This is a genomic window from Rhodococcus sp. PSBB066, from assembly GCF_017068255.1.
Classification (GTDB): domain Bacteria; phylum Actinomycetota; class Actinomycetes; order Mycobacteriales; family Mycobacteriaceae; genus Rhodococcus; species Rhodococcus aetherivorans.
On sequence record NZ_CP070859.1, the window covers coordinates 1,131,073 to 1,153,136 of the forward strand.

The following is a 22,064-nucleotide window of genomic DNA, read 5'->3' on the forward strand; positions in this document are numbered from 1 at the left end:
TCAGATCACCCCGTGCCGTGGTGGAGATGTCCCGTCCAGCGTCCAACGGCCGATGTGCTGCAGTTTCCAGCGCGTCGCGTCGTGCAGGGTGTGGGTGCGTGCGTCGCGCCAGTAGCGGGACAGGTTGGCCGCGCCGGATGCGCTTCGGGTGCCGCCCAGTTCGAACACCGCGTTCGCGGCGTCGAGCGCGGCGCGGGTCGCCGCGACCTTCGCGGTGGCGACGTCGATCGATGCCGCCGCGGCGGTGTCGGCGTCGAGGTCGGTGCGCGCGGAGTCCACCGCGCGGGCCGCGACGGTCAGCAGGGCCTGGGCCGCCCGCACCGTGACGGTCACCTCGCCGGCGAGCTGAGCCAGTAGCGGATCGTCCACCGCGCGGTCGACTCCCGCCTCGAAGTGGGGACGGGCGCGGCCGGCCTGCACGACCGCCTCGCGCAGGGCGCCGGTCGCGATCCCCACGTCGATCGCGGCGTGCAGGATCTGTGCCTGTGCCCCGTAGGTGGTGGGCCCGTCGAACAGCCCCGAGTACGGGACGATCGACGAGGCGGGCACCGTCACGCCGTCGAGGGTGACGGTGCCACTGGCGGTGGTGCGCTGCCCCATGCCGTCCCAGTCGTCGACGACGGTGAGCCCGGCGGCGTCGCGGGGCACGAACGCCACGGCCTTCGGAGTGCCGCGGCCCGGGGTGCCGCCGTCGCCGACCACACTGGCGCGCACGGCGATCCAGTCCGCGAACAGGGCGCCCGTGCTGTAGAACTTGCGGCCCGAGAGCGTGAAACCCGCACCGGACGGGACGAGCACCGTGGTGTCCACGTCGACGGGATGGGGGCCGCGTTCGCTCTGCGCGTTCGCGAACAGGGCTCCGGACCGCACCTCACCGTAGAAGAACTCCTGCTGATCCGGGGTTCCCTGCGACCGGAGCAGTTCGAGGAAGGTGAAGTGGGACTGGGGGATCTGCGCGATACTCGGATCCGCCTCGGCGAGGAGCCGGAAGATCTCCACGAGCGTCTCGGTGGGCACGTCGATCCCGCCGTACGCGCGGGGCACCGTCACCGCGCCGAGGCCCGATCCGGCGAACTCGCGGATCTGGGTGTGCGGCAGTTCGCGGTTCGCGTCGCGGAGCGTGGCGTTCTCGGCGAATCGCCGGCCCAGCACCGTGGCCGTCTCGAGCGCGTGGTCGCCGTCGACGATCCCGGATGTGACCTCGGCAGTGCCCATCTCAGCGGACCCCGGCGGGAAGGAAGGGAACGCTTCCGGACACGGCGCCGTCGGCACCGCCGGTGAACAGGCCGCGTTCCCGCAGGACCGGTAGCACCCCCTCGCCGAACCAGTACAGCTCCTCGAGGTGCGGGTATCCCGAGAGCACGAACTCGTCGATGCCCAGCGCGGCGTATTCGGCGATCCGGTCGGCGACTTCGGTATGGCTGCCGACCAGCGCCGTCCCGGCCCCGCCGCGCACGAGACCCACCCCGGTCCACAGGTTCGGCGCCACCTCCAGGTTGCGGGCGTCGCGCCAGTCTCCGCTGCGCCGGTTGTTCTCGTGCAGGGCGAGCATGCGGCGCTGTCCTTCGGACTCGCTGCGTGCGAGACCCGCCTGTGCCGCGGTCACCGTGTCGGGGCCGAGTGCCGCGATCAGCCGGTCGGCCTGCGCCCACGCATCGGCGGCGGTGTCCCGGGTGATGACGTGCAGGCGGATGCCGAACCGGATGGTGCGTCCGCGCCGGGAGGCGAGTTCGCGGATCCATGCGATCTTTTCGGCGACGGCCGCCGGCGGCTCACCCCAGGTGAGGTAGACGTCGGCGTGCTCGGCGGCCACCCGGCCCGCGGCGGCGGACGATCCACCGAAGTACAGCGGGGGGACAGGGCTCGGGAGCGTGGCCAGCGCGGCTTCCGAGACGTTCAGGTGCGTGCCGGAGTGGGTGACGGTCTCGCCGGCCCACAGCCGTCGGACGATCGAGAGGAACTCGTCCGCGCGGGCGTACCGCTCGTCCTTGCCGAGGTGGTCGCCGTACGCGCGCTGCTCGTGGGCCTCGCCGCCCACCACCACGTTGAGTAGGATCCGCCCCGGGGCGTGCAGTGAGAACGTCGCCGCCATCTGCGCGGCGAGGGTGGGGCTGATCAGTCCCGGGCGGAACGCCACGAGGAAGGCGAGTCGCTCGGATTCGCGCGCCACCATTGCCGTGGTGAGGAAGGCGTCCTCGCACCATGCGCCGGTAGGGGTGAGTGCGCCGGCGAATCCGAACTCCTCGGCGGCGCGGGCGATCGACGCCAGGTACCCGACGGTGGCGCGCCGATCACCGCGGGCCGCCCCGGCGGGCGTTCCGTGGCCGCCGCCGACGATCAGGCGGCTGTCGCCGTAGGTGGGAAGAAACCAATGGAATGCGAGGGACATTGTTGCGAGGTTAAGGGCGGGGCGGAGCGCGGGCCACGGTTGAAATCGGTCCGATTCCAATTCTGGTCCTCGCCGGACGGCGCCCGGCGCCGCTGCCGAGCGGGACGCGCGGACCGGACGACGAAACGCGGGGTGAGAGAAGAAGCTCTCGCCCCGCGTCTCGAACGACGGTCAGGAGGCCAGGATGAGCCCGCGGTCCCCGGTGCCGAAGCGGCGCAGGACCTCCACCACAGCGGGCGACGGCGTTGCCAGCCACCGTGATTCGAGCCACGGCAGGGTGCCGTCGACGATGTGCTCGATCGTGAACTCGGCACCGAGTGGGAGGAGCGTCACGCCGTCGGCCACGCGGGTGGTGTGGATGTCGGCGATCAGTCCGGCGAGGCCGTGCGGGGTGCCGATGTAGGACAGGGTGTCTGCGCGACGACGGCCGTCGAGCAGCGCATACTGCTTGCGGGCGCCGCGGGCCTCCTCGGCGACGAGCACCTCGAGATCGACCAGGACGCTGATGCTGTCGGGATCGCGACCGTCGGCGCGGGCTTCGGAGCGTGCCCGTTCGCGGAGCTTCGCGCTCTCCCTCAGGTCGGCGGCGCGGATCCGGACCACGTTCGACGGCGAGGCGCTCAGGTCGAGCGCCGGTTCGTCGGCGCGTCCGGTGGTCAGATCGGCCCAGTAGTGCGGTCCCTCGGGCCCGGCAAGCTCGACGGCGATACGCAGGGGGCGATCAATGGTCCGGATAGTGTTGTGCGACAAGGGTTTTCTCCTGGAGAATGCGCCGCTCCGGTGGTACTCCGGCGCGACGTGGCGGAAGGGGCTGTGAGCGGTCAGCCCGTACAGATGCCCGAGGAGGTCCGGCCCAGATCGACGTGACGACGGCACCAGCGGGCGACGACGGTCGCTGCGGTCTCAGGTGCCATGGGCGATATCCTACACAATTGGTCGGGAATGCTCGATTCGGTGGTGAACCCGCCGTCCGGGCGGGTTCACCACCGGGGTCATGCGGCGCGGAGCGCGGCGAGCCCCCACTCGCGCGCCAGCAATTCGTACGAACGCAGCCGGTCCTCGTGCCGGTGCGTCACCGACGTGACCACGAGCTCGTCCGCCCCGGTAACGCGCTGCAGCGACTCGAGCCGCTCCGCCACGGTGGCGGGAGCGCCGACGAACTGGGTGATCAGCCGGTCGTCGACGAGGCTGCGCTCCTCGTCGCTCAGCGGTGCCGACGTGGCCGGGTCCGGGTACGGGACGGCCCCGTGGCCGGACCGGATGCTGTGCGTCCAGTGCCCGTACGTGGCCGCCAGGTCACGCGCGGTGGCGTCGTCGTCGGCGACGACCGCGTCGGCGGACACCACCACGTACGGCCGGTCGAGGAAGCGGGACGGACGGAACGCCGCGCGGTACGCCTCGACCGCCTCGACGGTGGTGCCGGGACTGACGTGGTAGTTCGCACCGAACGGCAGACCCAGCCGTCCGGCCAGCGACGCCGACGGCCCCGCACTGGTCCCGAAGACCCACAGCTCGACGTCCGCGCCCTCGCCGGGGCTGGCGTGCAGCTCGATCCCGTCCTCGGTGCGATAGGTCCCGTCCAGCAGAGCGAGGATGTCGTCCACCTGCCCGTCGAAGTCCGGGGCCTGCGCCCCCGGTTGCTGCAACGCGGCGAACCCGGCGGCCAGGCGCGGGGAGGACAGCAACGGCCCGGGCTGGTACGGCGGCGGAATGACCAGGCCGTCGCGCACCTCGGTGGCGCGGTGCGATTCCTCTTCGGCGGCCCCGGACCGGGCGGCCGCGAGCGCCTCCGCCCGGCGTTGTCCCGACCGGCCGAGTCCCAGGTCGATCCTGCCCGGATACAGCGCGTCCAGCGTGCCGAACGCCTCGACCACACCGGCCGCGGTGTTGTGACCGAGCTGAACCGCGGCGGCGCCGACGCGGATGGTGCTGGTGGCGGCGGCGATTGCGCCGATCAGCACGGCCGGCGACGACGACGCGACGGCGACGAAGTGGTGCTCGGCCACCCAATACCGGCGGTACCCCCACCCTTCCGTCCTCCGGGCCAGGTAGACGGTGTTGTGCAACGCCTGCGCCGTGGTGGATCCCTCGCTGACGGGGGAGAGGTCGAGGACCGAGAGCGGCACCGGATTCGATGCGGTCGTCACCGGGCCTCCTCGTCGCGCGGAGTGCGTTCGCCGGCCTCGACGGCGAACGGCAGCCGGTTCTCCGCCGGGGCGATGGGGCACGTCGCCGCGTCGGTGAACGCGCACGGCAGGTTGGCGGCCCGGGTGAAGTCGAGCGTGACCGAGCCGTCGGCGGTCGGCGCGGCGACTTCGAGGATCCGCGCGGCCGGGTAGGTCGTCACGCCGCTGGTTCCGTCGGTGAACAGCACGCGCAGCGGACCCGAGCCGTCGCCGAAGGCGACGAGGCGGTGCTCGGCGCCGTCGTGGGTGAAGCGGATCAGCCCGGCCGCGCTGTGGTGGTGCTCGAGGCCGTCGACCACGGCGCCGGTGGTGACGGTCCGCACCTGATCGAAGGCCTCGAAGCGGCCCTGCAGCACCCACTCCGGCGCAGGCTCGTACGCGGGGATTCCGGTGAAGGCCGTCAGAGCCGGCGACTTCGGGTCGTGGATGCGGACGGCGAACCGGCCGGTGCGGCGGATGATCTCGGCGTAGCCGTCGCCGGCCGCGACCCGGACACCGGGTGCGCCCTCGATCGGCTCGTGCACCTCGGTTCCGCCGTCGGATTCGAGGAGCACGCGCTCGCCGTCCACCCGCCACAATCCGGGCACCTCGTCGAGGATCGTGGGCTCGGTGTCCAGCCAGTACAGCCCGGTCAGGCTGAGCCAGCCGTCCGGGCGGCGCAGCGCCTCCTCGCGGGCTGCGTGCCAGCTCCGCCAGTCCTCGGTGAACGTCTCTCGGTCGAGTGTGGTGGTCACGATGCCTGAACTCCTTCGTCGATCTCGTGCGGGTGGCGCAGGTCGAGGTGACTGCGCAGGGTGGTGCCCTCGTATTCGGTGCGGAAACTGCCGCGTTCCTGCAGCAGCGGCACGACCTTGTCGACGAATTCGTCGAGGCCGCCGGGGGTGAGGTGCGGAACCAGGATGAAGCCGTCGCTCGCGTCGGTCTGCACATAGCGGTCGATCTCGGCGGCGACGTGATCGGGGGTGCCGACGAACTGCTGCCGCGCGGTGACCTCGATGATCAGTTCGCGGATGCTGAGCTTCTCGGCCTCGGCCTTCTCCCGCCAGGCCAGCGCGACGGCGCGCGGATCCTTGGCGTGGCGGACGCGGCCGCGCGTGATGTTCAGGTTGTCCTCCGGTTCGACGTCCGGCAGCGGCCCCTCGGGGTCGTACCCGGACAGGTCGCGGCCCCACACCTGCTCGAGGAACGCGATCGCGGTCTGCGGGCTCACCTGCTGCAGCCGGATGTGGCGGGCCCGCTCGGCCGCGTCCTCCGCGGAGTCGCCGAGGACGAACGTCGCGGCCGGAAGGATCTTCAGGTCGGCGTGGCTGCGCCCGTACTTCGCGAGGCGGCCCTTGACGTCGGCGTAGAAGGCGTGGCCCTCCTCGAGGGTGCCGTGGCCGGTGAAGATGGCGTCGGCCTTGGCGGCGCCGAATTCGCGGCCCTCGTCCGAGTCGCCGGCCTGCAGGAGCACCGGGTGTCCCTGCGGGCTGCGTGGCACCTCGAACCGCCCGGAGATGTCGAACTGCGTGGTGTGGATGTCGAACGGAGCGATGTCGGAATCCGCCGCGAAGATGCCGTTTTCGCGGTCGACGACCGGTGCTCCGGGGCGCCAGCCGTCCCACAGCCGCCGGGTGACGTCGACGATCTCGTGGGCGCGGACGTAGCGCTGCGAGTGGTCGAGATAGCCGCCACGCCGGAAGTTCTCGCCAGTGAAGGCGTCGGAGGAGGTGACGAGGTTCCACGCGGCGCGGCCGTCGGACAGATGGTCGAGGGTGGCGAACTGCTTGGCCAGTTCGTACGGCTCGTTGAAGGTGGTGTTGATCGTGCCCGCGAGCCCGAGGTGGGTCGTCGCACCGGCGAGGGCCTCGAGAACCGTGAGGGTGTCGGGCCGGCCGACGACGTCGAGATCGTGGATGCGGCCGCGGTGCTCGCGCAGCCGCAGTCCCTCGGCCAGGAAGAAGAAGTCGAACAGTCCGCGTTCTGCGGTCCGGGCCAGGTGCAGGAAGGACTCGAAGTCGATCTGGCTCTTCGATTCGGGATCCGCCCACACGGTCGTGTTGTTGACGCCCGGGAAGTGCGCGGCCAGGTGGACTTGCTTTCGAACGGTGTTCTGCGGCATGGTGATCGGCCTCCTCAGGCGGTGGCGTAGGGGTTGGCGGGGCGCGGCAGGCCGAGACGGTCCCGCAGGGTTCCGGTGGACGTCGGGACCTGCGGCCGCAACACCGGCAGGACCCGTTCGGTGAGCGCCGCGACCGTGCCGGCGAGGGCCAGCGGACGTAGCACCACGCCGTCCAGGCCGTCCACGTCCCCGAGGAGTGCGAGCAGCCCGGCCGGGCCGCCGCGGTAGAACAGCGACTCCGGGGTGTAGGCAGCGCCGGCCCAGTTCTCGAGCTGGGCCAGGTCCGCGGCGGCGGTGGCGTCGTCAGCGGCGAGCAGCACGTCGATGTCGAGCAGCACCGCCGGTCGCCGATCACCGGCCTGCGCGCGCAGGCGTTCGGCCAGGTTCGCGGCGGACCCGAGGTCGGCGGCCTCGATACGCACGAGATCGGCGCGTTCCGCGGCGAAGTCGAACGACTGCTCGTCCGCTGCCGCAACCGCGACGAGGGGCCGGCCCTGGGGTGACCGGGGCGTGATCGACGGACCTTTGACGGAGAAGTGCTCGCCGACGAAGTCGATGTAGTGCAGCTTGTCCCGGTCGACGAACCGGCCGGTGGCGACGTCGCGGATCTCGGCGTCGTCCTCCCAGCTGTCCCACAGGCGGGCCGCGACCTCGGCGGCCTCGGCGGCCTCGGTCCACAGTGAGCCGGTGTCCTGGGTGCCCTTGCGGCCGAACAGGGCGGCCCGGTCCTCACCCTCGGAGACGGCGACCTGCCACCCCGCACGGCCGGCCGTGGTGTGGTCGAGGGTTTGCACGGCCTTGGCCACGTGGAACGGTTCCGTGTGGGTCACCGTCGCGGTAGGGATCAGCCCGATCCGCGAGGTGACGGCGGACAGCCGGGCGGCGACGCCGACCGCTTCGAGCCGGCCGCGCACGGTGTCCGCACCGGAGTCGATACCGAACGAGTCGGGGAGGAAGGCCAGGTCGACGCCGGCACGGTCCGCGCGGCCCACGAGATCCGCCCAGTAGCGGGCGGTGAACACGTCCTCCGCGCGTGAATCCGTGCGACGCCACGAATGCGGATGCGTGCCGGTTCCGCGGAATTCGAGGGCGAGCAACAACTGTGAACTATCGGGCATGCCGAACCTTCCCTGGAATGGCATCGAGCAGCAGTTTCGTGTACTCGTGCTGTGGTCTGTCGAAAATCTCTGCGGTGGTCCCGGATTCGATGATTTCGCCGGACCGCATCACCGCGACGGTGTCGCTGATCTGCCGGACCACGGCAAGATCGTGGGAGATGAACAGGTAGCTCAGCCCCAGCTCGTCCTGCAGGCGAGCGAGCAGGTCGAGGATCTGCGCCTGGACCGACACGTCGAGCGCGGAGACGGGCTCGTCGAGCACGAGGAGTTCCGGGTGCAGCGCGAGCGCGCGGGCGATCGCAACGCGCTGTCGTTGTCCGCCGGACAGTTCCGCGGGTCTGCGCTCGAGGTGTGCCGTGCTCAGCGCCACCTGCCCGATCAGCTCCGCAACACGTTCGGCGCGCTCGCTTTTCGTGCCGATGCCGAAGGCTTCGAGCGGTTCGGCGACGACGTCGCGGATGCGGAGCTTGGGATTCAGGGCCGCATAGGGGTTCTGGTGGACGATCTGCACCCGGCGGCGGAGCTCGCGCAGGTCCCGGCCGCGCAGCGCGGTGATGTCCCGCCCGTCGAACCGGACCTGCCCGGACGTGGCGGATTCCAGTCGGATCGCGATGCGGGACACCGTGGACTTGCCGGAACCGGACTCGCCGACCAGGGACAGAGTGCGACCGCGCGGAACCGAGAAGGAGACGTCGCGCACCGCCTCGAGCGACGTGCGCCGGTCGATGCGGAAGGTCCTCGAGACCCCGGACACGGTGAGCAGGGGTTCCGCGGGTCCGCGGCCGGGCCTGGCCGCGGCGCCGGCGAGGCTCGGTGCGGCGGCGACGAGCGCCCGGGTGTACTCGTGCCGGGGGTTCTCGAGGATCTGCCGGGCCGGCCCGGTCTCGACGATCCGGCCCTGGCTCATCACGACGATGCGGTCGGCGCGGTCGGCGGCGACGCCGAGGTCGTGGGTGATGAGCAGGACCGCGGTACCGGTCTCGGCGATGCGGCTGTCGAGGTGGTCGAGGATGCGCCGCTGCACGGTGACGTCGAGGGCGCTGGTCGGCTCGTCGGCGATGACGAGGTCCGGCCGGCATGCGAGCGCGATGCCTATGAGCACGCGCTGCCGCTGCCCGCCGGACAGGTCCTGCGGGTACTGCCTGGCACGGAGTTCGGGATCGTCGAGCCCGGCTTCCGCGAGGATGCGCCGCGCGTCGATCTTCGCGGTGCGCCGGTCGGCGAGACCGTGGATACGCAGGACCTCGGCGACCTGGTCACCGATGCGGACGACCGGGTTCAGGGACGTGGTGGGGTCCTGTGGCACGAGTCCGATGCGGGCACCGCGCACCTTCTCGAAGGCGCGTTCGGGCAGGGTGTCCAGTCGCTGCCCGTCGAACGTGACGGTGCCGCCGGTGATCCGGCCGCTGCCCGACAGCAGGCCGAGGATCGCGTGTGCGGTCGTCGACTTGCCGGAACCGGACTCGCCGACCACCGCGACGACCTCACCCCGGGAAAGCGTGAAGCCGACCCCGTCCACCGCGGTGACCGGGTCGCGACGGCTGCCGTACTCGACCCGCAGGTCGCGTACGTCCAGCAGGGGCGCGGTCATCGAGTGCCCCGTTCTTCGATGGCGTGACCGAGGCGATGCGCCGACAGGACGACCGCCACGATGACCAGGCCGGGCAGCGTCGTCATCCACCAGGCGGTGGTCAGGTAGTTCCTGCCCTCGGAGATCAGCGATCCCCACTCCGGGGTGGGCGGCACCGCGCCGAAGCCGAGGAAGCTCAGCGACGACACAGCGAGCACGGCCATGCCGAACTCGACCGCCGCGAGCGCGACGACGGGGGCGTACGAGTTGCGCAGCACGTGCCGGCGCAGGACGGTGTGCCAGCGGGCACCGCATGCGAACGCCGCCTCGACGTACAGGGCGCGGCGCACGCGCAGGACCTCCGACCGCATGACGCGGGCGAAGTTCGCGACGAGCCCGACGCCGACCGCGATCGCCACGTTCATGGTGCCGAATCCGAGCGCGGTGACGAGCGCCAGGGACAGCAGCAGGGCGGGGATGGACAGCAGAACATCGACGACCCGCATGAGTAGCCCGTCGACCGCTCCGCCGACCGCACCGGAGAGCAACCCGACGAGCGAGCCGACGACGAGAGCGATTCCGACGGCGACGAGCGTCGCGGTCAGGGACAGGCCCGCACCGTGTACGACCCGGGTGTACACGTCGCGCCCGATGTTGTCGGTGCCGAACCAGTGCGCCGCGGACGGCCCCTGCAACTTGTCGGCCGGGACGCCCTGCAGCGGATCACCGGACGCGAAGACCGAGGGGAACAGGGCGAAGCCGACGGCGAGGAGCAGCACGGTCGTCGAGACCACGAGAACCCCGTAGCGGCGCAGGGCGCTCGTCGCTCCCCGGAGCCGGGACGGTCCGTGTGGCCCGGCCGCGGCCTGCGCGGATGCGGCGACCGGTTCCCGGATCAGGACGTCAGACATGAGCCTTCCTCTCCTCCTCCACCGCGAAGCCGGTGAGTTCGGTGGTCACCTCGGCGGGCGTCGGATGCGAGGGCGAACCGCCGCCGCGACGGCCGTCGGCGATGCGCGGATCGATGAGCGGATAGACCAGGTCCACCGCGAGGTTGACGAGCACGAAGATCACCGCACTGAAGACCACGATGCCCTGGACGACGGGAATATCCTGCGCCAGAACCGAAGTCTGGGTCAGACGACCGACACCGGCGCGGGAGAACACCGTCTCGACGACCACGGACCCCGCCAACAGGTTGCCGACTGTCACCCCGGCGATGGTGAATGCGGGGATGCTGGACAGCCGCAGTGTGTGCCGGGTCTGGAGGCGCCACCGGGACGCGCCCTTGGCGCGAGCTGCTTCGACGAACGGTTGCCGCCATGTGGTCTGCAGGCTCGCGGCGAGGACCTGCGCGATCACCGCACCGGTGGGAAGCGCGAGGGTGATCGCGGGCAGCACCAGATGCTCGATGCCCTGGTCGCCGAATGCCGGAAGCAGCTTCATCCGGAACGAGAAGAGCTGGAGCAGAAGAAGTCCCACCCAGAAGGTCGGAACCGCGACACCGAGCGGCGGCAGCGAGAACAGCGTGCTGCGCAGCCACCGGGCGCGCGTATACGTGGCGACGAACGCGATCGAGGTGCCGAGGAGCACGGCGAGCGCCAGGGCGACCGCGGCCAGGGCCAGGGTGCTGGGTACGGCGGCGGCGATCGCGTCGGTCACGGGTTGTCCCGTGACGATCGAGATGCCGAAGTCACCCCGGACGGCGTTGCTCAACGCAGTGAGGTACTGCTCCCACAGCGGCCGGTCGAGCCCGTACCGCTCCTGCAGTTGCGCGACAGCGGCCGCATCCACCGGTGTGCCGCTGCCGGCGCCGTCGACCGCGATGCTCACCGGGTCGGACGGCAGCAGGTACAGCACGCCGAACGAGATCGTGAACGCCGCCCACAGCACCAGCAGCGCCTGCACGAGCCGGGAACCGAGATACCGGGCCATCGTCTACTCGCTCAGCCAGGTGTCGAAGAACTGCAACCGGGCGGAGGCCTCGAACTTCAGGTCCTGCACCGCCCCCGCCGCACCGATGGCCTGGGACAGCTCCACGGTCGGCAGCCACAGGCCGTTGTCGAGGACGAGCTGCTGTGCCTGCTCGATCAGCTCGCCGCGTTCGGCCGGGTCGGTGGTGCGCAGCTGCGCGGACAGGACCTCGTCCAGCGCCGGGATCGGGCCGCGGTTGTTGAGGTTGCGCCCGTCGAGTCCGAACGTGGTGCGCAGGATGTCGCCGTCGGCGCGCGTGCTGTTGTAGTAGGTGGCGTCGAAGTCCTTCGCGCCCTGCCGGGCAGTGGCTTCCGGGGTGGAGACCAGGTCGAGCTGCAGGTCGATACCGACCTCGCGCAGCTGCTGCTGCACGAGCTCGAGGATAGCCTGGTTGCCGGCGAACACCGAACTGAACAGCACCGAGAAGGACAGGCGGTTGCCGTCCTTGACGCGGATGCCGTCCGGGCCGGGAACCCAGCCGGCGGCGTCGAGGATCGACTTCGACTTCGCCGGGTCGTAGGTGACGTCGTCGAGTGCGGCGTAGCCGGGGGTGCGGGAGGCGAGGGTGCTGGTCGCGGGCCGGAAATCGGGGCCGAGGACGGTGTCGACGAGTTCCTGGCGGTCGAGGGCCGGCACGATCGCGGCGCGCACCGCCGGATCGGTCAGGACGCCACGGGTGACGTTCGGCTGGAAACCGAACGGGACACCCGGGTTCGGCGTGGTGAGGATCCGTCCGCCGCTGCCTTCGATCTGGGAAGCATCCTGCGGCAGCGCATCGCTGATCGCGTCGAGCTGGCCGGATGCGAGGCTGCCGGTGCGTACACCGGACTCCGGGACGATCGTGTACTCGATGCGATCGAGGTAGGCCTCGCCGGCGTGCGCGAAAACGTTGGATCCCCATGAATATCCGGTGCGCTTGACCAGCGTGGCGGACTTGTCCTGCTGGTAGTCCTCGTAGACGAAGGGACCGGTGCCGGACAGGTCGCCGGCGCAGCGTTCCTCCGCGGACTTCGCGACGTCCCTGTCGGACAGGAAGCCGAGTTGCAGCGTCGACGACGCCTGCAGGAACTGCGCGTTCGGTCCGGCGAAGGACACCTGGGCGGTGAGTGGATCGAGCACCGTGGTGCCGGTGTACCCCGACAGGTAGCTCGCCGCCAGCGCTGCCTTGGCGCCGGTGAGGGTCTGGACGATCGCGTCGAAGTTCTTCTTCACCGACTCCGCGGTGAACGGGGTGCCGTCACTGAAGGTCACGCCGTCCTTCAGCCGGAACGTGAACGCCGAGGCGTCCCCGTTCACCTCCCAGCTTTCGGCTAGCCACGGCTTCAGTTCACCGGTCCCGGGGTCCTGATCGGTGAGCGAGTCGACGATCTGACGGGCGACGTAGATGGTCTGGTTGCTGCCGGCCTGCGCGGGATCGGCACACGTGGGGGCCTGGGACAGGCCGTAGCGCAGGGTGCCGCCGGGCTGCGGGGTGCCGCCACCGGGGGAGGTGCCCGCCGTGTCGGTGCCGCACGCGGCGAGCCCACCGGCGAGGATTGCGGCGGTGGCGCCCGCGACGGCGCGACGTCGGGCGGCGGAGGTGAACGAAACAGGCACCGGGGAACTCCATGATCTCGTGAGGCGCCGGTGGCATCGCGCTTCGCGATGCCACCGGCCGGGCAGACGGTCGTGGTTCTTCGACTGGGTAGCGCCGCTCAGGCGCGACAGGATCGTGGGCGACAGATGCCCGAGCACTGACGGCACAGGTCGACGTGCAGGCGCGCCCACGCGCCCACGAACCCCTCGCCTGCCATGCCTTCTCCTCCATCGTTCCCGGCGGTAGCACCCTCACCTGCGGCGGCAGGGGGTTGCTGCGACGTCGTCGAGCCGGGTCTCTCGGTCGCTCTGGATGGTTCCCGGTGACCGTACGCGTTGCGAACGAGTTCGGAGAACCCTTTCGCTCACCGTGATCGAAACCCGGCGCCGGCACGACGGCGCCGGTCGGCGAGCGCACAGAGCAGCGACACCGCGAGCATGGCGGCGCACACCGCGAGGCCGGCCGACGCGGCACCGGCGAAGTCGTCCCCGTCCGTCGCCAGCGCCGACAGATACAGGCCGGACACCGCGGCGAGGGCGACCGTCGCGGACAACCGCTGTGACAGTTGCAGGAACCCGGCCGCGACACCGTGACCGCCCGCCGGGGACGACTCGAGCGTCAGCGCCCGGTTGGGTGCATCCACGAATCCACCCGAGAGGCCCGACAGAGCGGCCAGCGCCACGAACACCGGCATCGTGGCGTCGTGCCGCACAGCGGCGGCGTAGCCACCGACGACGGCGATCTCGGCTGCCACCACCACGACGACCGTCACCCGGCCGTATCGCGCGACGACCCGCCACCCCACGGCCGAGGCGACGGCCATCGCCGCGGCGGCGGCGGACAGCACGGCGGCGGCCTGGACAGCGGCATAGCCGCGCCCCTCGATGAGGTACAGGCTCACGACGGTGTTCAGGGACAGCACCGCACCGAACCAGAACAGTGCGACCAAGGTGCCGAGGACGTATCCGCCGGATCCGGTCAGTTCGGGAAGCAGCACGGGCTTGCCGCCGCGCACGGCGACACGGCGTTCCCACCACAGGAAGGTGGCGAGTGAGACCGCCGCTCCCCCGACGGCGAACACCGCACCCACCGGACCCGGTTCGGAGACCACGGGCACCATCACCAGCGTCGTGGCCGCCGCGAGCAGCGCGAGGCCCCCGGCATCGACCCCGCTGCGGGCCGACGGTCGTCCCCGATCCGGGGGCAGGCGGCGGGCCGCGAGCACGAGTGTGACGAGTGCGCACGGCACGTTGAGAATCAGCAGAACACGCCACCCGTAGTCCCCGGGTGCAGCGCCGAGCACCAGCCCACCGACGAGTGGACCGCACAGCCCGGCGAGGCCTCCGGCCGTGCTGTAGGCGGCCAGGGCCCGGGCGCGCGCCGGGCCGGTGTAGTTCTCGGCCAGGATCCCGAGCACCTGCGCGCTGATCAGGCCGGCCCCGACCCCCTGACCGGCCCGTGCGGCGACGACCGTCCAGGGGTCGGACGCGACAGCTCCGCACACCCCCATGACCGCGAAGAGGGTCATGCCCGCGAGGAACAGCCGCCGCCGGCCGGCCACATCGCCGAGCCGGCCTGCCGGGACCAGCGCAAGACCGAAGCTCAGCGAGTATGCGGCCAGGATCCACTGCACCTGCGAAACGCCCGCGTCGAGACCGGTCCGCAAGGCGGGAAGGCCGATGTTCAGCACCGACGAATCGAGCAGGGTGGTGAAGCCGGCGGCCGCACAGACCGGCACCACCGACGTCGTCTGCCGGGGCGTCTGCGCCCGATCGGTGAGTGTCACGCGGGAGGTGGGTTAACCGCCGACCGCCACCGGATCGGTCGGCACCCGCAGCCCGAGGTTGTGCCGCAGCGTGGTTCCGGTGTACTCGACGCGGAGGACACCACGGTCCTGCAGCAGGGGCACCACCTCGTCGACGAAATCGTCGAGCCCCCAAGGCACGAGGTGCGAACCGAGGATGAACCCGTCCGAGCCGTCGTTCTGTACGAAGGCGTCGATCTGCTCGGCGATCCGTGCCGCGGTACCGACGAGGGGTCCGCGCTCGAACTGGTCGATCACGACCTCTCGCAGCGTCAGCTTCTTCTCCTCCGCGATCGCGCGGAGCCGTGCGACGGTCTCGAACCGGTCCTGGTGGACGAACGCCCGTCCCTGGATGATCGGCTCGGCGTCGGGGTCGGGATCGATGTCCGGCAGCGGGCCCTCCGGATCGTATTCGGACAGATCCCGATTCCAGATCTGCTCGAGCAGGATCAGTGCGGTCTGCCCGGTCACCTGCTGGTTACGGATCTCGTGGTACTTCTCGACGGCCTCGGCCTCGGTGTCACCGATCACGAAGCTCGCCGACGGCAGGATCTTGATGTCGTCGGCGGAGCGGCCGGCAGCGATCGCCCGGGCCTTGACATCTCGGTAGAACTCCGTGGCCTCGGGCAGCTTCCCGTACGGGGAGAAGATGGCGTCGGCGTTCGCGGCAGCGAAGTCCCGGCCCTGCGGGGACACCCCGGCCTGGAGGATCACCGGGCGTCCCTGGAGGCTGCGCGGAACCGTGAACCTGCCGTGCACGTCGAAGTGGTTGCCGTGGTGTTCGAAGGCGCCGGCGTCGGGTCGACGCAGGAACCGGCCGCCGGCCTTGTCGGCGACGATGTCGTCGCTACGCCACGAATCCCAGAGTTGACGGATGAGCGTCAGGTTCTCCTCCGCGCGCTCGTACCGGTGGGAGCGATCCAGGAAGCCGCCGCGGCGGAAGTTGCGCCCCGTGAAGGCATCGAAGGAGGTGACCACGTTCCACGCGGCCCGGCCGCCGGAGAGGTGATCGAGAGAGGCGATCTGCCGAGCCAGCTCGTACGGCTCGTTGAAGGTCGCGTTGATGGTGGCGGCCAGGCCGAGGTGGTCCGTGACGGCGGCCAGCGACGCGAGGACCGTGAAGGTGTCGGGCCGGCCGATGATGTCCTGATCGAAGATCCGGCCCGCGCGCTCGCGCAGCACGAGGCCCTCGGCGAGGAAGAAGAAGTCGAACTTGCCGCGCTCGGCGGTACGGGCGGTGTGCTCGAAGGTCGAGAACTCGATCTGGCTGCCCGCCCGGGGATCCCACCATGCGGTGTGGTGATTGACACCGCCGAGGTAGGCCCCGAGGATGACCTGCTTGCGTGTGCTCATCGGTCGTGTCCTTCGGTTCCGGCCGTGGTGACGGCGTAGCGGTGGGGAATGTCGGTCGGCAGATCCAGAAGTCCGCGCAGGGACGTGCCGGGGTACTCGGAGCGGAACACCTCGCGCTGTTGCAGGATCGGGACGAGAACGTCGACGATGACGTCGAGGTCGTCGACTGCCACCCCGGGCCGGAGCCGGAAGCCGTCGATACCCTGTCGACGCCACTCACCGATCCGGTCGGCGAGTTCGGCCGCCGACCCGGTGAACACGAGTGCATCCGAGTCGAATGCGCTGCCCGCGAGTGCGTCGAGACGCCGGAGCCGCTCGGCGCCGCTCTCGCGCGGCGTGTCGAGGAAGACCACGAGGTCCGCATACACCCGCAGCGGTTCACCGACACGCCCGACCCGCACCCCCGCCGCCGTGACCTCGTCGACGAGGTCACGCACGCGGCGGGTGTCCGACGGGGTGACGAACACCAGATCTGCCTGCCGCGAAGCCAGTTCGTACGGAAGGTCGCGGTGGGCCAGCAGTGCGACCACCGGCTGTCCCTGCGGCGGTCGGGGCGTGATCGACGGCCCTCGAACGTGGAAGAACCGGCCTTCGAAGTCGATGTAGTGCAGCTTGTCGCGGTCGATGAACCGTCGCGTCTTCACGTCGCGGAGCTCCGCGTCGTCCTCCCAGCTGTCCCACAGCCGCCGAACGACCTCGACGGCGTCGGCGGCCTCGTCGAACAGGTCGTGGACGAACTCGGGCAGGCGATTCTCGGCGAGCGCCTGCCGGTCGCGCTTGTCGAGTCCGGGGATGTCGCGCCGGCCGAAGTGTGCGGCCTCCTGCGCGGAGGAGGACACCTTGACCTGCCAGCCGGCGCGGCCGTGCGATGTGTAGTCGAGGGTGGCCAGCGCCTTGGACACGTGGAACGGTTCGGTGTGCGTGGTGGTGATCGTCGGGATCAGCCCGATGTGCCGGGTCGACGGTGCAACCCGCGCGGCGATCAGGTGCGCATCGAGCCGGACCCGTACCCGGTCCACTGCGTCTGGGTCCTCGCTCGTGCACGGATTCGCCGGTACGGCAAGGGAATCCTCGATCGTGACGAAGTCCAGCAGCCCGCGTTCCGCGGTGGTGACGAGATCGGCCCAGTACGTGGGTGAGGTCAATTCGTCGGGGCGTGAATTCTCTTCACGCCACGCGGCGGGATGCCAACCGGCGCCGTCGAGCGCGACGGCGAGGTGGACGGGTGTTGTCGAGGTCATCGGCGAGACTCCTGGTCGGTGTGCGGCGGGGATCGGTGGCGTCACAGGGGCGTCCGGCAGCAGGGCGCACCGGCAGCACCGCGGGCTCGCGATGCTGCCGGGCCTGGTGGGGGGGTCTTCGGGAGGATCGTGGCGGCGGAGAGTTCACACGAGAATCGGACGTCCGCACCCGTCACGACGGCTGCGGATGTCCGATTCGTGCACTGCTTCGAGCCGCTCGGCGCGGTTCAGTCCGTCCGCAACCGGATCAGCGTCTTCTCGAAGGGGTGCGGCCCGATCTCCTCGGCCGGTCGGCCGGGATCGAACAGGGCGGTGTATCCCGCGGCCAGGTACAGCGCGACCGCCTCGGGTTGACGCCACCCGGTGGTCAGGTAGATGCGGGCGTACCCCCTCCGGGCCGCCTCGGCCTCGAGTTCCTCCAGCACGAGTCTGCCGAGTCCGCGGCGGCGATGCGCCTTCGACGTCCAGATGCGCTTGAGCTCTGCGGTGGTCGCGTCGTAACGGCGGAACGCGCCCCCGGCGACGGGTTCTCCGTCCTCGACGAGCACCAGCAACGTCCCGTCGGGTTCGGCGAACTCGTCGGCCGGGTGGGTGGTGAGGGTGTGGATCTGCTCGTCGAGCGGACGTTCGTAGCGGGTGCTGTACTCGACGGCGAGTTCGGCGAGCAGCGGGGCGGCCAGCGGGTCGTCCTGCCGCACGGGGCAGACCTGGATGCGGCGGGCGGTGGTCATCGCGCGGTCACCGCCTCGCGGGTGCCGAACCGGAACGGCTCCGGCGCGACGGCCGTGCCCTCGACGAGCCCCGCGATCAGCTCCCCGATTGCGGGGGCGAACTTGAAGCCGTGCCCGGAGAAGCCCGCGGCCACGACGACGGCGCCGATGCGGTCCACGACGAAGTTGCTGTCGGGTGTGCTGGTGTACAGGCAGGTGTCGGCCACGGCGCTGCCCGGGTCGACGCCGGGCAGCCACCGGGCAGCGTAGGCGGCGAGCCGCGCGACGCCGGCGGGGTCGGCCCGGAAGGTTCTCGTCTCGGGCGTCACTTCGGGTCCGGTGCCGTGCTCGCCGATCTTGATGCCGTCCTCGGAGCCGAGCCCGTAGATGCCGGCTGTCGTGAGCAACGCGCCGGGGTGATGGACGAAGCTCGGCCAGTCGGGCCCCGTGACGGGAACGAAGTGCGCGGGCTGCTCCTGCGTCGTGCGCATCGCCGGGAGGCGGGGCGCCGGATCCGAAGTCCGGGTGAGCAACCGGTGCGACCATGCGCCGGCCGCGACGACGACATGCCGGCCGCGCACCACCGCGTCCGGGGTGACCACGTCGACGCCGTGTCCGTGGCTGTGCAGGCTTTCGACCACGGTCCCGTGCCGCACGTCGGCCCCGGCCTGCGCCGCGGCCTCCTGGAACGCGGCGACCGCGCGGTCGGCGTGCAGCCGGCCCGCCTCGGGATGATGCACGACGGCCGTGTCGAACCGTATCCCGGGCCAACGACGTTCCGCGGAGCACGGCTCGAGGACCTCGTGCCGGATGCCGAGGGTGGCCAGCGACCGGGCACGCGACTCGACGACGGCGGGCAGTCCGTGGTCGACCGCGCCGGTGAGGGTCAGTACCTCCGTGCCCGTGGTGTCCTGCAGGTGCCGCCAGAGCGGCAGGGCACGGCCGGCGAGCGCCGTGTAGAACTCGCCGTCGTAGGCCTGCCGGTAGATGCGGGAACTGCCGTGCGAGGCGCCGCGGCGATGACCCGGCTCGAACTGCTCGAGCAGGGTCACCGACTTCCCGCGGGTGGCCAGACGCCACGCCGCCGCCGATCCGATGACGCCACCCCCGACGATCACGACGTCGGCCCGGGGCTCCACCCGGCTCATTGCTGTCCCTCCCTGGCTGTCGTCCGGCTACTGCTTCTTCGGCAGGCCCGGAGGATTGATCACCGACGTCTCGACCGCCTCGTTCGCGATACCCCATCGGTCGAGCACCTGCTGGTAGGTGCCGTTCTCGATGACGTGGTTGAGCGCCGCGTTGATCGCCTCGATCAGGCCGTTGTCCTTCTTGGTCAGGACCGCGATCTCGCCCTGCAGGTCCGGACCCGCGCCGGAGAACGTGCCGGCGATCTCGGTCTCACCGGCCTGGATGACGTGGAACGACGCGGACGGATTGGGCCCGAAGTAGGCGTCGATGCGGCCGGAGCCGAGCGCGAGGTAGTAGTCGGTGGCGTTCTGGAAGTAGAGGATTTCGGTGGGCTCGAGGCCCGCGGCGACGTTCTGCTCGTTCCACTCGACGAGCAGCGCCTCCTGATTGGTGCCGGAGCTCACGCCGACCTTCAGACCCGCGACATCCTTCGGGTCCTTCACCTCGATCCCGCTGTCCTTCCTCACCTCGAAGGCGAGGTTGTCGAGGCGGTAGGTGGAGAAGTCGTACTTCTCCTTGCGTTCCTCCGTGACGGTGACATTGGAGATGAACACGTCCGCCTCACCGGAGTCGACGCGCACGAAGTTCTGCGCCCAGTCCGCGGCGGTGAGCTCGACGTCGAGGTCGAGAACGTCGCCGAGGAGATGTGCGAAGTCGGTCTCGGAGCCGATGATGGTCTTGTCGTCGTCGGCGTAGAACCGCAGCGGAGGTGCGGTGCCGGCGGACCCCGTGACGATGAGGGTGCCGCGGTCGCGGATGGACTGCGGGACCTCGGCCGCGATCTCGGGTACGGGGTCGGTGGTGATGCGGTTCTGGTCGGCGGTGAGGTTGTAGCCGGCGGCGCCGGCCGCGTCGGGCTCGTCGGTGCCGCAGGCGGCGACCGACAGCAGGGCGACGGCGGTCAGGGCCGAGGCGACCAGCCTCGTGCGTCGGGTCAACGCGGACATCATTGCCTTTCGGGAGGACTTCAGAGGACTTTGGACAGGAAGGCGCGGGTGCGCTCCTGGGTGGGCCGGTCGAGAACCTGCGCGGGCGGACCTTGTTCGACGACGACGCCGCCGTCCATGAACACGACGGTGTCGGCAACCTCACGCGCGAAGCCGATCTCGTGGGTGACGATCACCAGGGTCGCACCGTCGCGGGCCAGGTCGCGGATCACCTCGAGCACCTCGCCGACCAGTTCGGGGTCGAGCGCGGAGGTCGGCTCGTCGAACAGGATCACGGCCGGGCGCAGCGCGAGGGCGCGGGCGATGGCGACCCGCTGCTGCTGCCCACCGGACAGCTGTTTGGGGTAGTCGTGGATCTTGTCGCCGACGCCGACCCGGTCGAGCAGTTCCCGGGCGAGCGTCTCGACCTCGGCGCGGTCGCGGCGCTGCGCGGAGATCGGCGCCTCGATCACGTTCTCGAGCACGGTCAGGTGCGGGAAGAGGTTGAAGTTCTGGAACACGAATCCGATGCGCGACCGTTGACGGAGGATGTCCCTCTCGCGCATCTCGTGCAGCTTGTTGCCCCGGCGGCGGTAGCCGACGAGTTCGCCGTCGATGCGGACCGTGCCGCGGTCGACCTTCTCGAGATGGTTGAGGGTGCGCAGCAGGGTGGACTTGCCGGAGCCGGAGGGACCGAGGATCACCGTGACCTCGCCCTTGCGGACTTTCAGGTCGACACCCCTGAGGACCTCGAGGGATCCGAACGACTTGTGCACGCCCCGGACGTCGACGGCGTACGGGGTGGGATCGACCGGCGTGGTCATCGGGTGGCTCCCCGGGGTGCGGCGATACCCGAGTCGCGGATCTCGCGGAACTTGGCGACGGTCTTCTGCCAGGGGGTGAGCGGGAGGGCGCGGGACGAGCCGCGCGCGTAGTGCCGCTCCACGTAGTACTGGACGATCGACAACGCGGTGGTGAGCACGATGTACCAGACGGTGGCCACCATGAGCAGGGGCACGACCCGGCCGTTGCGGCCGAAGACGACCTGCACCTGATAGAACAGCTCGGCGATCGCCATCGTGGAGACGATCGAGGTGCCCTTGAACAGGCTGATGACCTCGTTGGCGGCGTTGGGCAGGATCGATCGCATGGCCTGCGGCAGAACGATCTTGAAGAACTGCCGGCGGCGAGGGATGCCCAGGGCCTGCGCCGCCTCGATCTGGCCGTGGTCCACGGAGATGATGCCGGCGCGGATGATCTCCGCCGAGTAGGCGGCCTGATGCAGGGCCAGGCCGATCACCGCGGCGGTGAAGCCGGAGATCACGCCGGTGACCTCGAACTCGAAGAACGACGGTCCGAACGGGACACCCAGCGACAGCGTTCGGTACAGGTACGCGATGTTGAACCAGAACAGCAGCTGCACGATGAGCGGGATGGATCGGAATGCCCAGATGTACACCCAGGAGACCACCTGCAGGACGGGATTCCTGGACAGCCTGCCGACGGCGAGCAGCACGCCGAGCCCGAATCCGAGAACCGTTCCCCACACGGTGAGTTCGATGGTCACCACCAGGGCCGAGAGCACGGACTGTGCGGTGAAGTACCGAGCGAACGTCGCCCAGTCCCAGCCCGGGTTGGTAGCCAGGCCGTGCACGAACTGCGCCACCAGGACGAGGGCGAGGGCGGCGACCAGCCAGCGCAGCGGGTGGCGGGCGGGGGCGACGACCAGCCCGGCGTCGTCGGGCTCGGCGGTGCTCGCCGGCGCGGGACGGATCCCGGTCGGCGCGCTCACGCCGACCCACCGGGGAAAGCGTTCATCGGGTAGTACCTTTCACGGATCTCGGGTGAGTGATCGGCGTGCACACCGAGCGGGCGGGGCGCGTGGAGATCACTGTCGCCCGGCGGGGTCCTGCTCGTCACGGATTCCG

At 70.6% G+C, this 22,064-nt stretch carries 19 protein-coding genes and 1 riboswitch; all 19 genes read right to left on the reverse strand.

The genetic code is table 11. The features are described 5' to 3' along the window. A complete protein-coding gene (locus JYA75_RS05235) occupies positions 1-1,215 on the reverse strand; it encodes an SfnB family sulfur acquisition oxidoreductase (RefSeq protein ID WP_050036147.1) in 1,215 nt (404 codons plus the stop codon). A 1-nt stretch (position 1,216) separates the two neighbouring features. Then, complete coding sequence (locus JYA75_RS05240) at positions 1,217-2,389, reverse strand: LLM class flavin-dependent oxidoreductase (RefSeq protein ID WP_050036146.1); 1,173 nt, start codon at positions 2,387-2,389, stop codon at positions 1,217-1,219. A gap of 171 nt (positions 2,390-2,560) precedes the next feature. Continuing rightward, positions 2,561-3,139, reverse strand: a complete 579-nt coding sequence (locus JYA75_RS05245; RefSeq protein ID WP_050036145.1) for a hypothetical protein — start codon at positions 3,137-3,139, stop codon at positions 2,561-2,563. 242 nt (positions 3,140-3,381) lie between these two features. After that, positions 3,382-4,536: an LLM class flavin-dependent oxidoreductase gene (locus JYA75_RS05250; protein WP_050036144.1), complete on the reverse strand. Its 1,155-nt coding sequence runs from the start codon at positions 4,534-4,536 to the stop codon at positions 3,382-3,384. Continuing rightward, the gene (locus JYA75_RS05255) at positions 4,533-5,309 is read right to left on the reverse strand and encodes a DUF1684 domain-containing protein (protein WP_050036143.1); all 777 of its coding nucleotides are present in this window, start codon (positions 5,307-5,309) and stop codon (positions 4,533-4,535) included. The genes JYA75_RS05250 and JYA75_RS05255 overlap by 4 nt, the downstream gene beginning before the upstream one ends. Continuing rightward, on the reverse strand, positions 5,306-6,676 hold the full coding sequence (locus JYA75_RS05260) for an NtaA/DmoA family FMN-dependent monooxygenase (protein WP_050036142.1): 1,371 nt from the start codon (positions 6,674-6,676) through the stop codon (positions 5,306-5,308). The genes JYA75_RS05255 and JYA75_RS05260 overlap by 4 nt, the downstream gene beginning before the upstream one ends. Positions 6,677-6,690: 14 nt before the next feature. Next, the gene (locus tag JYA75_RS05265; protein WP_203329753.1) at positions 6,691-7,794 is read right to left on the reverse strand and encodes an LLM class flavin-dependent oxidoreductase; all 1,104 of its coding nucleotides are present in this window, start codon (positions 7,792-7,794) and stop codon (positions 6,691-6,693) included. Beyond that, positions 7,784-9,385 carry an ABC transporter ATP-binding protein gene (locus JYA75_RS05270; protein WP_203329754.1) on the reverse strand — a complete coding sequence of 534 codons (1,602 nt, stop codon included), beginning with the start codon at positions 9,383-9,385 and terminating at the stop codon, positions 7,784-7,786. Before JYA75_RS05270 ends, JYA75_RS05265 begins: the two co-directional genes overlap by 11 nt. After that, positions 9,382-10,275 (reverse strand): ABC transporter permease, encoded by an 894-nt coding sequence (locus JYA75_RS05275; protein WP_050036139.1) that lies wholly within the window; start codon positions 10,273-10,275, stop codon positions 9,382-9,384. The genes JYA75_RS05270 and JYA75_RS05275 overlap by 4 nt, the downstream gene beginning before the upstream one ends. Beyond that, the gene (locus JYA75_RS05280; protein ID WP_203329755.1) at positions 10,268-11,299 is read right to left on the reverse strand and encodes an ABC transporter permease; all 1,032 of its coding nucleotides are present in this window, start codon (positions 11,297-11,299) and stop codon (positions 10,268-10,270) included. The genes JYA75_RS05275 and JYA75_RS05280 overlap by 8 nt, the downstream gene beginning before the upstream one ends. Before the next feature lie 3 nt (positions 11,300-11,302). Next, positions 11,303-12,934, reverse strand: coding sequence for an ABC transporter substrate-binding protein (locus JYA75_RS05285; RefSeq protein WP_050036137.1), 1,632 nt, complete (start codon positions 12,932-12,934; stop codon positions 11,303-11,305). Between the two features lie 204 nt (positions 12,935-13,138). Continuing rightward, positions 13,139-13,233, reverse strand: a riboswitch (SAM riboswitch). A 45-nt stretch (positions 13,234-13,278) separates the two neighbouring features. Continuing rightward, the gene (locus JYA75_RS05290) at positions 13,279-14,700 is read right to left on the reverse strand and encodes an MFS transporter (protein WP_235431137.1); all 1,422 of its coding nucleotides are present in this window, start codon (positions 14,698-14,700) and stop codon (positions 13,279-13,281) included. Between the two features lie 12 nt (positions 14,701-14,712). Beyond that, entirely contained in the window at positions 14,713-16,071 is a 1,359-nt protein-coding gene (locus JYA75_RS05295) for an NtaA/DmoA family FMN-dependent monooxygenase (RefSeq protein ID WP_050036136.1), read from the reverse strand. Then, positions 16,068-17,312 carry an LLM class flavin-dependent oxidoreductase gene (locus tag JYA75_RS05300; RefSeq protein ID WP_029546672.1) on the reverse strand — a complete coding sequence of 415 codons (1,245 nt, stop codon included), beginning with the start codon at positions 17,310-17,312 and terminating at the stop codon, positions 16,068-16,070. The genes JYA75_RS05295 and JYA75_RS05300 overlap by 4 nt, the downstream gene beginning before the upstream one ends. Positions 17,313-17,539: 227 nt before the next feature. Next, positions 17,540-18,043 carry a GNAT family N-acetyltransferase gene (locus tag JYA75_RS05305; RefSeq protein WP_029546671.1) on the reverse strand — a complete coding sequence of 168 codons (504 nt, stop codon included), beginning with the start codon at positions 18,041-18,043 and terminating at the stop codon, positions 17,540-17,542. Then, on the reverse strand, positions 18,040-19,170 hold the full coding sequence (locus JYA75_RS05310; protein ID WP_050036135.1) for an FAD-dependent oxidoreductase: 1,131 nt from the start codon (positions 19,168-19,170) through the stop codon (positions 18,040-18,042). The genes JYA75_RS05305 and JYA75_RS05310 overlap by 4 nt, the downstream gene beginning before the upstream one ends. A 27-nt stretch (positions 19,171-19,197) precedes the next feature. Further along, complete coding sequence (locus JYA75_RS05315) at positions 19,198-20,157, reverse strand: ABC transporter substrate-binding protein (protein WP_050036482.1); 960 nt, start codon at positions 20,155-20,157, stop codon at positions 19,198-19,200. A gap of 20 nt (positions 20,158-20,177) precedes the next feature. Then, positions 20,178-20,960 (reverse strand): amino acid ABC transporter ATP-binding protein, encoded by a 783-nt coding sequence (locus JYA75_RS05320; RefSeq protein WP_050036134.1) that lies wholly within the window; start codon positions 20,958-20,960, stop codon positions 20,178-20,180. After that, positions 20,957-21,928, reverse strand: coding sequence for an amino acid ABC transporter permease (locus JYA75_RS05325; RefSeq protein WP_050036133.1), 972 nt, complete (start codon positions 21,926-21,928; stop codon positions 20,957-20,959). Before JYA75_RS05325 ends, JYA75_RS05320 begins: the two co-directional genes overlap by 4 nt. Positions 21,929-22,064 lie beyond the last annotated feature (136 nt).

Bases quoted from the DNA above. Each gene is read 5' to 3' on its own strand.
- JYA75_RS05300 (WP_029546672.1), bottom strand. From the start codon at position 17,312: ATGACCTCGACAACACCCGTCCACCTCGCCGTCGCGCTCGACGGCGCC.
- JYA75_RS05320 (WP_050036134.1), bottom strand. From the start codon at position 20,960: ATGACCACGCCGGTCGATCCCACCCCGTACGCCGTCGACGTCCGGGGC.
- JYA75_RS05240 (WP_050036146.1), bottom strand. From the start codon at position 2,389: ATGTCCCTCGCATTCCATTGGTTTCTTCCCACCTACGGCGACAGCCGC.
- JYA75_RS05270 (WP_203329754.1), bottom strand. From the start codon at position 9,385: ATGACCGCGCCCCTGCTGGACGTACGCGACCTGCGGGTCGAGTACGGC.
- JYA75_RS05265 (WP_203329753.1), bottom strand. From the start codon at position 7,794: ATGCCCGATAGTTCACAGTTGTTGCTCGCCCTCGAATTCCGCGGAACC.
- JYA75_RS05315 (WP_050036482.1), bottom strand. From the start codon at position 20,157: ATGTCCGCGTTGACCCGACGCACGAGGCTGGTCGCCTCGGCCCTGACC.
- JYA75_RS05295 (WP_050036136.1), bottom strand. From the start codon at position 16,071: ATGAGCACACGCAAGCAGGTCATCCTCGGGGCCTACCTCGGCGGTGTC.
- JYA75_RS05280 (WP_203329755.1), bottom strand. From the start codon at position 11,299: ATGGCCCGGTATCTCGGTTCCCGGCTCGTGCAGGCGCTGCTGGTGCTG.
- JYA75_RS05310 (WP_050036135.1), bottom strand. From the start codon at position 19,170: ATGAGCCGGGTGGAGCCCCGGGCCGACGTCGTGATCGTCGGGGGTGGC.
- JYA75_RS05260 (WP_050036142.1), bottom strand. From the start codon at position 6,676: ATGCCGCAGAACACCGTTCGAAAGCAAGTCCACCTGGCCGCGCACTTC.
- JYA75_RS05305 (WP_029546671.1), bottom strand. From the start codon at position 18,043: ATGACCACCGCCCGCCGCATCCAGGTCTGCCCCGTGCGGCAGGACGAC.
- JYA75_RS05275 (WP_050036139.1), bottom strand. From the start codon at position 10,275: ATGTCTGACGTCCTGATCCGGGAACCGGTCGCCGCATCCGCGCAGGCC.
- JYA75_RS05235 (WP_050036147.1), bottom strand. From the start codon at position 1,215: ATGGGCACTGCCGAGGTCACATCCGGGATCGTCGACGGCGACCACGCG.